Annotated in this window: 12 protein-coding genes; all 12 read right to left on the bottom strand. The window is 59.6% G+C overall.

The features are described from left to right. Positions 1-153 precede the first annotated feature (153 nt). The 12 genes from C1711_RS02905 to C1711_RS02960 all read right to left on the bottom strand — a co-directional run bounded on the left by C1711_RS02905 (position 154) and on the right by C1711_RS02960 (position 13,464). The gene (locus tag C1711_RS02905; protein ID WP_102337711.1) at positions 154-1,827 is read right to left on the bottom strand and encodes a peptide ABC transporter substrate-binding protein; all 1,674 of its coding nucleotides are present in this window, start codon (positions 1,825-1,827) and stop codon (positions 154-156) included. Positions 1,828-2,382: 555 nt separating this feature from the next. Beyond that, positions 2,383-2,637, bottom strand: a complete 255-nt coding sequence (gene secG, locus C1711_RS02910; protein ID WP_102337712.1) for a preprotein translocase subunit SecG — start codon at positions 2,635-2,637, stop codon at positions 2,383-2,385. A 359-nt stretch (positions 2,638-2,996) separates the two neighbouring features. After that, positions 2,997-3,977 carry a hypothetical protein gene (locus C1711_RS02915; protein ID WP_102337713.1) on the bottom strand — a complete coding sequence of 327 codons (981 nt, stop codon included), beginning with the start codon at positions 3,975-3,977 and terminating at the stop codon, positions 2,997-2,999. 409 nt (positions 3,978-4,386) lie between these two features. Continuing rightward, positions 4,387-5,940 carry a 2,3-bisphosphoglycerate-independent phosphoglycerate mutase gene (gpmI, locus tag C1711_RS02920; protein WP_102337714.1) on the bottom strand — a complete coding sequence of 518 codons (1,554 nt, stop codon included), beginning with the start codon at positions 5,938-5,940 and terminating at the stop codon, positions 4,387-4,389. 73 nt (positions 5,941-6,013) lie between these two features. Further along, positions 6,014-6,787 (bottom strand): triose-phosphate isomerase, encoded by a 774-nt coding sequence (gene tpiA / locus C1711_RS02925; protein ID WP_102337715.1) that lies wholly within the window; start codon positions 6,785-6,787, stop codon positions 6,014-6,016. Then, on the bottom strand, positions 6,774-7,967 hold the full coding sequence (locus tag C1711_RS02930; RefSeq protein WP_102337716.1) for a phosphoglycerate kinase: 1,194 nt from the start codon (positions 7,965-7,967) through the stop codon (positions 6,774-6,776). The genes tpiA and C1711_RS02930 overlap by 14 nt, the downstream gene beginning before the upstream one ends. A gap of 130 nt (positions 7,968-8,097) precedes the next feature. After that, a complete protein-coding gene (gene gap / locus C1711_RS02935) occupies positions 8,098-9,123 on the bottom strand; it encodes a type I glyceraldehyde-3-phosphate dehydrogenase (RefSeq protein ID WP_102337717.1) in 1,026 nt (341 codons plus the stop codon). A 271-nt stretch (positions 9,124-9,394) separates the two neighbouring features. Continuing rightward, positions 9,395-10,324 carry a DNA-binding protein WhiA gene (whiA, locus tag C1711_RS02940; protein WP_102337718.1) on the bottom strand — a complete coding sequence of 310 codons (930 nt, stop codon included), beginning with the start codon at positions 10,322-10,324 and terminating at the stop codon, positions 9,395-9,397. Then, positions 10,325-11,398, bottom strand: a complete 1,074-nt coding sequence (locus C1711_RS02945) for a gluconeogenesis factor YvcK family protein (protein ID WP_102337719.1) — start codon at positions 11,396-11,398, stop codon at positions 10,325-10,327. A 5-nt stretch (positions 11,399-11,403) separates the two neighbouring features. After that, complete coding sequence (rapZ, locus tag C1711_RS02950) at positions 11,404-12,324, bottom strand: RNase adapter RapZ (RefSeq protein WP_102337720.1); 921 nt, start codon at positions 12,322-12,324, stop codon at positions 11,404-11,406. Positions 12,325-12,687: 363 nt separating this feature from the next. Further along, positions 12,688-13,038, bottom strand: coding sequence for a SpoVA/SpoVAEb family sporulation membrane protein (locus tag C1711_RS02955; protein WP_102337721.1), 351 nt, complete (start codon positions 13,036-13,038; stop codon positions 12,688-12,690). Between the two features lie 12 nt (positions 13,039-13,050). After that, positions 13,051-13,464: a SpoVA/SpoVAEb family sporulation membrane protein gene (locus C1711_RS02960; RefSeq protein WP_102337722.1), complete on the bottom strand. Its 414-nt coding sequence runs from the start codon at positions 13,462-13,464 to the stop codon at positions 13,051-13,053. Between the last annotated feature and the right edge of the window lie 5 nt (positions 13,465-13,469).

The raw sequence follows: 13,469 nt of genomic DNA on the forward strand, positions 1-13,469 counted from the left end.
TATGCAGCGGTGATTATGCATCGTTATGCGATGCAAGCGCATTTCCATGCATGAGCACCACTGCATAAGTCGTAAAACAGTACGACAGTAAAGCAGGACACCGCTCTCGCGATGCCCTGCTTTCAGGTGCTATCGAGCTACTCCAGCACGAACTTAGGCGAGCTCAGCGGTCTCGAAGTGCGGGATGGTCTGAGCGTCGTAGTTGAAGGACGCCATGCGCTCGGAAGCAACATAGTTGTGAGCGTAGAACATGATCGGCACAACGGGCATGTCCTCGCCGATGAGGGCGCAAACCTTGCGGCAAGCAGCCTTGCGCTCTTCCTCGTCCTCGGTCTGACGGGCCTGAAGCATGAGCTCGTCGGCCTCGGGGTTGCTGTACTTGGCGTAGTTGTTCTCAGCGCCGGTGAAGAAATTCGGGTACAGCATATTGTCCATGGTCGGGTAGTCAGCGGTCCAGCCGAGGCGACCGAAGGAGAAGGTGTCAGCGGAGAGGTTCTCGAGGTAGGTAGCCCACTCGACGGCGTCCTGCTTGACGGTGAAGCCCACAGCCTCAAGGTCGAGCTGGATGGTGGACATGAGGTCCTCGTGACCACCGTCGCCGTTGTAGTTCAGCGTGATCTCAAGACCGCGCTTGCCGTCGGCGCCAGCCGGGTAGCCGGCCTCGTCGAGGATCTGAGCGGCGCGCTCGGGATCGTAAGCGCAGTACTCCCAGGTGTTCTCGGGATCGTCGTCAATGGCAGTCGGCATGATGGAGGTAGCCGGCTGGCGAGAACCCTCGTACAGGGTGTCGACGATGTTCTGACGGTTGATGGCCAGGGACAGGGCGCGACGGACATTGACGTCCTGGAGCACGGGGTCCTGAGAGCAGGGAATCATGAAGTAGACGGAGAGCTCGACGCCCAGCAGGCACTGCTTGCCCGGGGTGGAGGTGTAGCCGTCCTCGGCAACGCCGTAGGTCTTCTTGTTGGCCTCGATCTGACCCGTGGGGATCTGAGCGAAGTCGATGGTGCCGGCCTTGAACTCGTTGTAGGCGGTGTCCGGATCCTTCTGGATAGACATGTACACGCCGTCGAGCTTAGCGGGCTCGCCGTGATACTCGTCGAACTTGACGAGGTTGATGTACTGGTTGTGCTTCCAGGGCTCGTCCATGTAGAAGGGGCCGTTGCCGATGGGCTGCTCGAGGAAGGACTTGGGGTCGTCGAGAGCGGCCTGCGGAACCGGCACGAGGCCCGGGTGGCAGCACACGGCGAGGAAGTCGGCCATGGGGGCGCCAAGGGTGACCTCAAAGGTCAGCTCATCGATAGCCTTGATGCCAGCGAACTCGTCGGCCTCGCCGGCGTTGAACTCGGCATAGCCGGCAACGGGAGCGAGGTGGTAGCAGATGTCGGACGGAGTCGCCATCTTGGGGTCGGCAACACGGGTCCAGCCGCGGACGAAGGACTCGGCGTCAACGGGGTCGCCATTGTGGAACTTCATGCCCTCCTTGAGCTTGAAGGTGTACACGAGGCCGTCCTCAGAGATCTCGGGCATCTCGGCAGCGCACATGGGCACGGCGGAGTTGGTGTCCCAGTCCCAGGTCATAAGACCGTCGAACATGGCGCGGGCAACAGCGGTGCCCTGGTTCTCCTGAGCGTTGTACGGATCGATGTACGCCGGCTCGGAGAGGTAGAAGCTCATGATGTTGTCGCCAGTGCCACCCCCGGCGGGAGCGCTGCCCTCTGCGGGTTTGTTGCCGCCGCAACCAGAGAGCGCGGCGAGGGCGCTCGTAGCGAGAGCGCCGCCGACGAACTGGCGACGACCCACCACGGGCTCAGTAAACTTAGCCATGCCATCCTCCTTATAAATTGGCTTTACGAGGGTTGGCGCCGGTAAACACCCCCTTGGTGTACCGGAAGTGCGAACACGTGCCGCCCTCGTGTGTCGATGGCGGTCGCAAGGCTAGATACACCGCGCATCAACGTACCCGATACCATATCGCACTTTTGCATACTAGAGTGTGAGGTTTTTGCCAAAGGGTCTGCTTTTCCTTTATTTCAACAAAGTGCTTGCTGGGGAAAGAATGCTTTGCCCCGCAAATGAACAAGTTAAGTACACAAGGTGCCCACGCATTGTTTCTGATCGGTAACGGGCCGGCGGGGCGAACGTAAGCCCCAAGCGGATGAGCGGTCTGCCCTATCCTTCTGCCTCGCCCTTCCTTCATTCACGTTGCCCCGCAGCTTCCCTCGGGGCGGCAATGGCGACCGCGAACGTCGAGCCCTTCTTTCCACCCACTTCGCCCTGCGGCTCCCCCCCCGTTTCTCGCCTTCACCTTTCAGCCCTAAAACAAAAAGCCCCGTCGGGCTAAACCGACGGGGCAGCATTACGCGTATGTGAGCAAATGGTTTAGATGCCGACGATTCCCTGCGGGAAGAAGAACATGGCAAGCACGACGCACGCAGCAAAGACGCAGGCAGCGATAACCGTGAGCTTGTCAAGGTTCTGCTCCATGACGCCCGTAGCGGCGTTCGAGTTATACAGGGAGCTGGCGATCATGTCGGAAACGCCGGTGCCCTTGCCGGAATGCATGAGAACGAGTGCGATGAGCGCAAGCGTAGACAGCGCCCACACGATGAAGAGGATGATTTGGAACGGACCCACAGGGAACTCCTTCTTGTCAATTCACGTACAGCGGACAATGGTAGCACATCGCCTCGCCGTGCTTGCAACGTCCACGTTAATTTCAACTCGAATGAAAGCGCGAAAACGCAAAGAACCTGATGGGCATCTCGAAATTCCTTTACGGGAACACATCAAACTTCAAAAGCGTCGCATAAGCGCATTTTTCTGCAAAGTTTTCCAAAAACTCGCGGTCCTGCGACGCTTACGCTTTGGGAGCTTTCGTCCTCTCAGGCCGTCGTTTTCACCTTCCCAAACCGTTTTGCGTTTCGCCCTCACTTCACTGCTTGCGTAATGGTAGCGATGGTGCTCGTCCTCTCAAAACATTTTGCATATCACCCTCATGCAGACCAATCCCTAATAAGAAACTCTCGAAGCTCGTTTTGGGCACGTTGAAACTCAGGCGTAGGCTCGATATCAAGGTAGAGGCTCCTCGCAATCGCGTTCATCGCCCGATGAAACGACAATTGTTCGGAAAACTGTCTCTTCGTCACAACGTGTACTTTTACCCCCATGGCACGCAACGTTGAAAGGCGCTCTGCGTCGCGAGCACGCTGAGCGGCATCCGCATGCACTTCGCCATCGTATTCAATCCCCGTCTTCGAATGCGGAGCATACAGATCAATTTCAAGAAACGTAGAGGTCGTGAGAAATCTCAGCTCGGCCGGTATTTCGACTCGATAGTTCATGTCAAAGCCGCGAAAACCCAGTCCTCCCTCGCTTCGATTCAAGATAACAGCCATGGCAGTTGCAGTTTCCATAGGCGACCGCGCCCAATCCCGGACTCGAACAAGTGCATTTTTTGCTCGTTTGGCCCCTCTTATACCAGGATGCTCATCCACATACGTCTGAATCTTTTTACGAGAAGTCAACGGCATGCATTCACGATATGATGCGGAATGCGGGCTTGGAATCGACAATTCATAGCGACCGCACAACTCGTAGCCAAATTCGATAAGCTTAAAACGGCTCATCCATGTTGCCGCCTGCATAAAACACAACTCTTCGCACACGACGCAAAGACCGGGAACAAGTTCATGAACTCTTGACTCACCGATCAGTGCACCAAAGGCGTGTGGACGAAACGACTTGGAACGCGTTCGCATGAAATCCTTTGCATACAGAATGTGCAGAGTTTGAAGCTGACTTGCGGGAACGCCACAGTCCTGCAAAAACCTGCGAATTCGTTCTGCAATCTTGTGAGCAGTCAAACCGATTTCATCGATACGGTAGTCAAGATTGCCGGCAAGAACCTCATGACGATTTGGCGCATGGTAAAAAAGCCATGCCGTTTGATGAGATAAAACGACCGGCGTATCCATTTGCCCTCCTTTAGTCCCGCGCTCTTACGTATCCCCCAGTGTTCCCCGTTCCTTCTGAAAATAACGTTTTGTATTGCGCTTATTTTGGAAGAGGGGGTCTTGATACTCGATCCATTCTTGAAAGGTGAAAAGCGTCGCACAAGCGCAACAAGCCCGTTGAACGCCTCGAAGTTCTTGCTTAGGCCACACCAAGCTACAAAAGCGTTGCATAAGCGCATTTTTCTGCAAAGTTTTCCAAAAACTCGCGGTCCTGCAACGCTTTTGGAGGGGAACTTCCGAATACTCAGACAGAATTCGTTGACAAGTCAGAAGACACCCCCCCAACGTTAAAGAAAACCTCCCGAAGATGATTCTTCGGGAGGTTTTCCTGCAAGATGCAAACTAAAGACCAAGCTTCAGTCGAAAAGAACTACTCCTCGACGGCCAGCACGCGACCGGTCATCTCCGCGGAGGGCTCAAGGCCCGCCATGGAAAGCATCGTGGGCGCGATGTCGGAAAGACGCCCGTCCTCGATGCCGGTGAGCTTCGCACGATCGCTCACGACGATGAACGGCACGCGGTTAGTGGTGTGCGCCGTGAACGGATGCTGCTCGCCAGCAGCGTCAACGTCAAACATGTGGTCGGCGTTGCCGTGGTCGGCGGTGATCAGTGCAAAGCCACCCTTGGCCTGAATGGCGGGAATGACCTTGGAAAGGGCCTCGTCAACAGCCTCAACGGCAGCAACGGCAGCCTCGAACACACCAGTGTGACCAACCATGTCGCAGTTCGCGAAGTTCACGATGTAGAAGTCGGCGCGGTCCTCATTGATGGCAGCAACGAGCTTCTCAGTGACCTCGGGCGCGCTCATCTCGGGCTTGAGGTCGTACGTCGCGACCTTGGGGCTGGCAACGAGCACGCGCTCCTCGCCCTCCTTGGGCTCCTCGATGCCGCCGTTCAGGAAGAACGTCACATGGGCGTACTTCTCGGTTTCGGCAGTGTGCAGCTGCTTGAGGCCATTGGCGGCGATGACATCGGCCAAGACGTTCTCGGGGAAGGTCTTGGGGAACGCGACCTCGACGTTGAACGTGGGGTCGTACTCGGTCATCGTCACGAAATGGCTGAGCGCGATCTGCTCGCGCGCAAAGCCGTCGAAACCCTCATCCGTGAACACACGCGTCATCTGACGGGCGCGGTCGGGGCGGAAGTTGAAGAAAATTACCGCGTCGCCCTCATGGATGCCCTCGTTGTGGCAGGCAAACGGCTCGACGAACTCATCGCCGCGCGGGTCCTTCTCGTAGTAGGCCTTGATGCCCTCAACGGCGTCTGCCTCGTCACTGGAAGCGTTCGCCAGCACGTCGTAGGCGCGCTCGATGCGCTCCCAACGGTTGTCGCGGTCCATGGCCCAATAGCGGCCGGAAACCGTGGCGATGCGGGCATCGCAGCCGGTCTGCTCGGAAACCTCGGCCAGGAACGCGGCCAGCTCGGACACATAACCGGCGCCGGACTGCGGATCCACGTCGCGACCGTCCATGAAGCAGTGCACACGCACGGTCTTAACGCCGCGCTCGGCAGCCATGGAAACGAGCGCCTCGCAATGGCTCTGCATGGAATGCACGCCGCCCGGGCTCATGAGGCCCATAAGGTGCAGCGTCTTGCCCGCAGCGGCAACGTCGTCCATTGCCTTGGTGAAGACGGGGTTCTCTTTGAGCGAGCCGTCCTTGATGGCATTGTTGATGCGCGAAAGCTCCTGGAACACGATGCGGCCCGCACCGATGTTGAGGTGTCCGACCTCGGAGTTGCCCATCTGGCCCTCGGGCAGGCCGACGTCCTCACCCGAAGCGCCCAGCGTGGTGTGCGGGTACGTGGCGTACAGGCTGTCCAAGAACGGCGTGTTGGCGGCAGCGACGGCATTGTCCGCGCCCTCAGGGGCGAGGCCGCAGCCGTCCATGATCACCAACAGCGCGGGAAGATGGCGATTCGCCATAATCGATGCTCCCTTCTCTCAAAAGAAAGGGCCACAGCGCACGATACGCTGCGGCCCGTGTACAGGACAAACGCTACTCTGCAGCGTTCACGACCATCGCGGAGAAGTCCGCGGCCTTGAGGGAGGCGCCGCCCACGAGGGCGCCGTCAACGTCGGGCTTGGCCACGAGCTCGGCGATGTTGCCCGGCTTGGCGGAACCGCCGTACAGCACGCGGATGCCGCCGGCAAGCTCAGCGCCGAACATCTCGACCAGGGTCTCGCGGATAGCACCGCAGACTTCCTGGGCGTCGTCGGCGGTAGCGGTCTTGCCGGTGCCGATGGCCCAAATGGGCTCGTATGCAACGACGAGCTGCGCCGGATCGGTGATCTCGAGACCGGCAAGACCGGCCTTCACCTGGTTGGTCACGTGCTCGACATAGGTGCCGGCCTCGCGGACCTCCTCGGGCTCACCGCAGCAGAAGACGGGCACGATGCCAGCGGCGACGAGCGCCTTGGCCTTCTTGTTCTCGTCCTCGTCGGTCTCGTGGAAGTAATCGCGACGCTCGGAGTGGCCAATGATGCAGTAGGTGCAGCCGGCGCTCTTGAGCATGTCGCAGGAGGACTCGCCCGTGTAGGCGCCCTTGGGCTCCCAGTACACGTTCTGGGCACCGAGAGCGATGGGGGCGGCGGAAATGCGGTTGTGGACCGTGGTGATGTCGATCGTCGGCGGGCACACGAGCACCTCGACGCCGGCGGGGACCTCGGGCAGGGCCTGGGCCAGCTCGTCGGCCAGCTTGGCGGCGGCATCGACGTCGTTGTTCATCTTCCAGTTGCCCGCGATCAGGATCGTGCGGTTATTCTGCGTCATTGAGAGCCTCCACTCCGGGAAGGGCCTTGCCCTCGACGAGCTCCATGGAGGCACCGCCACCGGTGGAAATCCAGCTCATCTTGTCGGCAAGGTCGAACTTGTTGATTGCGGCGACGGAGTCTCCGCCACCGATGATGGACGTGCAGTCGGAATCGGCGATCGCGCGTGCGACGGCCTCGGTGCCGTGGGCGAAGTTATCAAACTCGAACACGCCCATGGGGCCGTTCCAGAACACGGTCTTGGCGCCGCGCACGGCCTCGGCATAGAGCTCCTCGGTCTTGGGGCCGATGTCCATGCCCTCGCGGTCGTCGGGAATCTGGTCGGACGGGACGACCTCGGGAACGGCGTCCTCGCCGAAGTGATCGGCAACGCGGTTGTCGATGGGGAGCAGGATCTTGACGCCCTTCTCCTCAGCCTTCTTGAGCATCTCGCCCGCGCGCTCAACCCAGTCCTCCTCCTTGAGGGACTGACCGACGGTCATGCCCTGAGCGAGGAAGAAGGTGTAGGCCATGCCGCCACCGATGATCAGCGTGTCAGCGGAATCGATGAGGTGATCGAGCACGCCGATCTTGGAGGACACCTTGGAGCCGCCCACGATGGCGACGAACGGACGCTCGGGCTCAGCGAAGATGCCGGTGAGGGTGTCGACCTCCTTCTCGAGCAGGAAGCCGGCGACGGCGGGCAGGTACGCGGCCGGGCCCACCACGGAGCCCTGGGAGCGGTGCGCGGTGCCGAAGGCATCGAGCACGAAGATGTCGCCGTAGGAGGCGAGGGTCTTGGCGATCTCGGGGTCGTTCTTCTTCTCGCGCTTGTCGAAGCGGACGTTCTCGAGCACGAGGACCTTGCCGGGCTCGAGGGCGTCAACGGCGGCAGCGGCCGTCTCGCCATAGGTGTCGGCGACGAAGGTCACGTCGAGGCCGGAAAGCTCGGCGAGCTTGGCTGCGACGGGCTCGAGCGAGAACTCGGGCTGGAAGCCGGTGCCATCCGGACGGCCGAGGTGGCTCATGAGGATGACGCGGGCGTTGTGCTCGACCAGGTAGTTGATGGTCGGCAGAGCAGCGCGGATGCGCGTGGTGTCGCCCACAACGCCGTCCTTGATGGGCACGTTGAAGTCAACGCGAACCAGGACGCGCTTGCCGTCGACATCGATGTCGCGGACCGTCTTCTTGGTAAATGCCATGTCATTCCTTTCTGGAATATCCCTGCACCGCACAGGCGGCGCATTGTAAAAGGGCGCGACCCCGGGCAGATGCCGTGAGGCCGCGCCCTCCTCTAGACGCTGGGTCTAATTTCGAGCCGACACGCTCACCTTAGGCGACGAACTTCTCGAAGTACTTGATGGTGCGGACCATCTGGGAGGTGTAGGAGTTCTCGTTGTCGTACCAAGAGGTGACCTGAACGAGGGTCTGGCCGTTGCCGAGGTCGGCGCACATGGTCTGGGTGGCGTCGAAGATGGAGCCATGGGTCTCACCGATGATGTCGGTGGAGACGATGTCGTCCTCGTTGTAGCCGAAGGTCTCGGGGATGGTCTCGGCGTAGGCCTTCATAGCAGCGTTGACCTCGTCCTTGGTGACGGTCTTGTCAACGACGGCGTAGAGGTTGGTGAGGGAGCCGGTGGGCGTCGGGACGCGCTGAGCGGCACCGATCAGCTTGCCGTTAAGCTCGGGAAGCACGAGGCCGATGGCCTTGGCGGCACCGGTGCTGTTGGGGACGATGTTGACGGCGCAGGCGCGGGAACGACGCTTGTTGCCCTTGCGCTGCGGGCCATCGAGCGCCATCTGGTCGCCGGTCCAGGCGTGGATGGTGGTCATGATGCCGGACACGATGGGAGCGAAGTCGTTGAGACCCTTGGCCATCGGGGCGAGGCAGTTGGTGGTGCAGGAAGCGGCGGAGATGATGTTGTCCTCAGCCGTCAGCTGCTCATGGTTGACGTTGTAAACGATGGTGGGCAGGTCGTTGCCAGCGGGAGCGGAGATGACGACCTTCTTCGCGCCAGCGTTGATGTGGGCCTGGGCCTTGTCCTTGGAGGTGTAGAAGCCGGTGCACTCGAGCACGACGTCGACGTCGAGGTCGCCCCACGGCAGGTTGTTGGCGTCGGCCTCCTTGTAGATCTTGATGGTCTTGCCGTCGACGGTGATGGAGTCCTCGCCAGCGACGATCTCGTGATCACGGCTGTAGTTGCCCTGGGTGGAGTCGTACTTCAGCAGGTACGCCAGCATGTCGGGAGAGGTGAGGTCGTTGATGGCGACGATCTCGGAGCCCTCATGACCGAACATCTGACGGAAAGCCAGACGACCGATGCGGCCGAAGCCGTTGATAGCAACCTTAACTGCCATGTGTGTCTCCTTTCGTTGGACCTCCCGCGGGCTCTTTTCCCGCCGTTGAGGACCGAAAACTAACCACTGACCAAATAGTAGCTGTTTTTTTGCGGCATGTTCCTGTAAATGGCAAGATTGGACATTTTCTTTTAATGAAGCGTTTCATTACTTCAATTTGCCCTATTTCCTTGCGGTTTACCATCTTGAAATATGCAGAAGCCCTCCATATTGATGATGAGCAACATCATGTCCTAATAGTTGAAACGCTTCACAACAAGCGAGAACGCCTTTACCGCGCTTCCTTAACCAGTTTCTCGATGCGCAAAACGCGATGATACAGCGCCGACTTCGATAACGGCGGATCGACCATCTCACCTAAATCGCGCAGCGAAAGATCGGGATAGGTTTCGCGCAATTTGCAAAACTCTTCGAGCGATTCGGGCAGATTGTGACGCAACCCCAAACGCCCCAGCTCCTGAATGAGCGCGAGCTGATTTTGCGCCGCACCGGCCGAACGCGTCTGATTGGCGAGCTCGGCATTCACCCGACGATTCACGTCGTTTTTCACGCTCTTGACCGCGCGAGCCGAATCGATATCCGCCACCGCCTGCTCAGATCCGAGGATTCGCAGGAGCTTTTTGATGTCGTCAGCGCTTTTGATATACACCGCGTAGGCGCCGCGCCGTGGATTTACACGAGCGCGCACACCCATCGACGTGATGAGCTCGGCAAGGTCGCGGGCGAACTGCTCACCCTGAACGGCGATCTCCAGGTGGAAATCCCCACGCGGGTCGGCAACGAACCCGCCCGCTATCAGGCAGCCGCGAACGTAGGCACGACGGCAGCAGGAACGTTGCAACACGTGACGTGGCGTACCGGCCAAAAGACCGCCACGGCGATCGAGCACGCCCAAAAGCACGAGCGCCTTCTCAAGGTCGGGCTGGTCGGGCAAGACAATGAGGTAGTTGCGCACCTTGTGCAGATTGGAACGGCGCACCGTGAAGTCAGTCTTGAGCTTGAGAATGCGGTGCGTGAGCTCGATCATGGTACGTGCAACGGCGCCCGTTTCAGTAGCGATTTGCAGCTGGTAGTGACCCGCTCCGGCAATGGAAAGCGTGCCGCACACGCGCACCAGCGCAGCGAGGGTGGCGACATCACAATACGCGCACTCGGCAGTGCAGCGGGACAGCTCGTCTCGAACTTCTGCGGTAAACGACATCTACGACACCACCTCGGCAAGCGCCGCAGCAAGACACCCCGCATCGTGCGCCGCGGGAGAGCCGCCCGCCGTGAAGTCGCGCACCAAAACGCGCGGCACCATAGCCTGGATACGCTCGAGATCCTCGTCGTTGGCACGAATGGGGCCAAAAGGCGCATCCTTAGCAGCGGCAATTGCGCCAGCGGAAAGCACACCGGAGGCAGCTTCCCCATTGGATACATGATCGTTCGCCGAAGCCGCAGCTGCAGCGGCTTTGACAACCGCACACTCCCACGCGCGTTTTTGATACGGATACACAAACTCGGGAGTCTCGGCGCGATGCACCAAAACGGTATCGATGGCACCTTCGAGCCCATGGCGCAGCAAGGTTTCCACATGGTCCGCAGCGCTCATGCCACTCGTCTCCCCTAGCGAATCAATCTTGGGGCACACGAACACGCGCTCCGCGTGCGTGGCAAACAGCGCCTCGCGGATGCCGTCGACCAGCACGTTGGGGATGATGGAGGTAAACAGGGACCCCGGGCCGAGCACAACCAGATCTGCGGTCATGATGGCATCGGCAGCGGCCTGGTTCACCTCGGCGTTTTGCGGCTCGAGCCACACCTCGGAAAAGGTGTTTGAACCATAGGAAATCTGGGCCTGCCCGTGCACGATCGCGCCATAGTGCGTGCGACCCGAAAGGCTCACGAGCTCCAACGTGGACGGATGCACATGCCCGATACAACCGAGAAGCTCCTCGCACATGCGAATGGCGTCGGTAAACGAGCCGCCCTCCTTGGCGAGCGCGACGAGCAGCAAATTGCCCAGCGCGTGGTCGTCGATGGAGGGAAACCGGTGTGCAAAGGCACGGGCGAGCGGAGCTTCGGGATCGGCCGCAAGTGCCGAAAGGCATTTTCGAATATCCCCTGGTGGAACCACATGTTCACGCTCGCGCAGCAAACCCGTCGAACCGCCATCGTCTGCCATGGCGACCACGGAATCGATATGCGCCCCCATGAGACGCAAGGCATTGATGAGCTTGGGCTGTCCGGTTCCTCCCCCGATGGAAACCGCGCGGATCTGACGGGCGCACATGACACTTAACCTCGGACGTTTGCCTTGGCAAGATCGCGATGCGAAATGCCCACGTGATATTGCTGACGCTCGAGGTAGCGAACGGTTGCCTCTGCGATGGCAACGCTGCGGTGCTGGCCGCCCGTGCAACCAATCGCGATGGAGAGCTGCGGCTTACCCTCGGCGATATAGCCGGGCATCACCGCGTCGAGCAAACGGAACCATGCGTCGAGAAATTCCTGCGTTTTGGGATTATCGATTACGAAATCGGCCACCTTTTTATCGAGGCCGGTCATGGTGCGCATCTCGGGATCGTAGAAGGGGTTGGGCAGGAAACGCACGTCAATCATCAAGTCGGCCTCCACGGGCAAACCGTGCTTGAAGCCGAAGGAGAATACGTTCACGTCCATGAGCTGCTGATCGGTCAGCTCGGAGAAAGCCGCTTGCAGGCGTTTGCGCAGCGTCGTGGTGCGCATGCGACTTGTGTCGATCACCATATCGGCGCGATCGCGGATGTCGGACAGCGCCATGCGCTCACGCTGAATGGCATCTGCCGTGGTATCGCCGCGTTTGGCAAGCGGATGGCGACGGCGATTCTCGCTGTAGCGGCGGATGAGCACCTCGTCGCTCGCCTCGAGAAATACGATTTTGCATGAGAGCTCGTGTTGGGCGAGTGCGTCAATGGTGTCGAGCAGTTCGTCGAACAGACCTTGCGAACGCAGGTCGCTCGTCACACACAGGTGGCGACCCACGCCCGAGTTGATGCCCACGATTTGCGCGAGCTGCAGGATAAGGCTTGGTGGAAGATTGTCGATGCAGTAGTACCCCATGTCCTCGAACACGTGCATCGCCTGCGTACGGCCCGAACCGGACATACCGGTAATGATTACGATGTCGGGTACGCGATCGGCGAGTTCGGCCGAGGTGATGCTGTTGGGTTCTGCCATGAAAAGCCTCCGAGGGTGGGTTGCACTTCAAGTATACCCACACGACGGTCAGCGACGCTCGCGCACCCATGTTTCATCCGGCGCTCGGGCAGTCCTGCTCACGACGAAGGCCCCACTGGGGCCTTCTGTTCGTGCGGAACTCGCGGCGGACGAAACATGGGTGCGCTTCTGAAGCCTTTCGAGATACATGTCGACGAGCAGACATATCCCCTCGGGCGATTTCTCGAAGAGCTGAGCCCGAGGGGATATGTCTGTCAATGCGGTTACCTATGCCCTCTCGCCATTGCCTATGGATTACTGCACTCTGAGGCGTTCAAAACGCAGGAAAGCATAGGCAACGGCAGGGTTGCAGAGAGAGGAGCGTTACTTCTGATCCTGTGCAACATGGGACGAGGCGATGGTGCCGGTGATGAGGCCCATAACGATCATGCAGGTAATGGTTGCAAGCAGCGCAACCAGCGGAAGCGGATTGCCCGCAAGCGCAGAGAACACACCGCCCTGAATGCCAAAACCGGGATCGAGCGCGAGCGCCATCATACCTGCCTGGCAGGTTTCCTCAAGCATGGGGATGATGCCGAAAACGCCGAGCACACCACCGAGACAGAAGAAGGCAATCAGACACGGAATGGGGTTCTCCATCTTGGCAACCATGAAAACGAGCTGAGCCAGGGCGCAGAACGCTCCTCCCAGCAAAAAGGCGAGAACAAACGTCACGACAACCAACTCCTAAGCAAAGATTCCGACACCAAGGGCGGTGCAGGCGAAAACAAACACGAGCGAGAAGCCAAAGCCACAACCAAACAGGAGCAGCATGACCTTGAGTGCAGCGGCAATGGCACCACCCAGGGACGCACCGTGGGCGCGCGCATCACACATCACTCCGGTGAGAGCAGGAACAAGGCCGATGAAGGGAAGGTTCGCGCCCATGCCGCCAAAATCGGCGATCTTTGCGTAAACGCCGGAAAGCGTCAGCACGATGGTGATGGCGCCGGCGATCACCAGCGCGATGGCACCGCGCAGCGAAAGGGGCAGCTCGGGCGGAAGCACCGCACCAAGTGCCGCCATGATGACCTGAATCGCCAGGCAGATCAGTCCGCCTGTGAGAAATGCACGAACAACAGATGAGAACTTGGAGTTCATAGAAA

It is taken from the genome of Collinsella provencensis (assembly GCF_900199705.1).
Taxonomy (GTDB): Bacteria; Actinomycetota; Coriobacteriia; order Coriobacteriales; family Coriobacteriaceae; genus Collinsella; species Collinsella provencensis.

Excerpts from the sequence above, each read along its gene's own strand:
- C1711_RS02915 (WP_102337713.1), bottom strand. The coding sequence starts at position 3,977 with ATGGATACGCCGGTCGTTTTATCTCATCAAACGGCATGGCTTTTTTAC.
- whiA (WP_102337718.1), bottom strand. The coding sequence starts at position 10,324 with ATGTCGTTTACCGCAGAAGTTCGAGACGAGCTGTCCCGCTGCACTGCC.
- C1711_RS02945 (WP_102337719.1), bottom strand. The coding sequence starts at position 11,398 with ATGTGCGCCCGTCAGATCCGCGCGGTTTCCATCGGGGGAGGAACCGGA.
- C1711_RS02905 (WP_102337711.1), bottom strand. The coding sequence starts at position 1,827 with ATGGCTAAGTTTACTGAGCCCGTGGTGGGTCGTCGCCAGTTCGTCGGC.
- C1711_RS02930 (WP_102337716.1), bottom strand. The coding sequence starts at position 7,967 with ATGGCATTTACCAAGAAGACGGTCCGCGACATCGATGTCGACGGCAAG.
- gap (WP_102337717.1), bottom strand. The coding sequence starts at position 9,123 with ATGGCAGTTAAGGTTGCTATCAACGGCTTCGGCCGCATCGGTCGTCTG.
- tpiA (WP_102337715.1), bottom strand. The coding sequence starts at position 6,787 with ATGACGCAGAATAACCGCACGATCCTGATCGCGGGCAACTGGAAGATG.
- rapZ (WP_102337720.1), bottom strand. The coding sequence starts at position 12,324 with ATGGCAGAACCCAACAGCATCACCTCGGCCGAACTCGCCGATCGCGTA.
- C1711_RS02960 (WP_102337722.1), bottom strand. The coding sequence starts at position 13,464 with ATGAACTCCAAGTTCTCATCTGTTGTTCGTGCATTTCTCACAGGCGGA.
- gpmI (WP_102337714.1), bottom strand. The coding sequence starts at position 5,940 with ATGGCGAATCGCCATCTTCCCGCGCTGTTGGTGATCATGGACGGCTGC.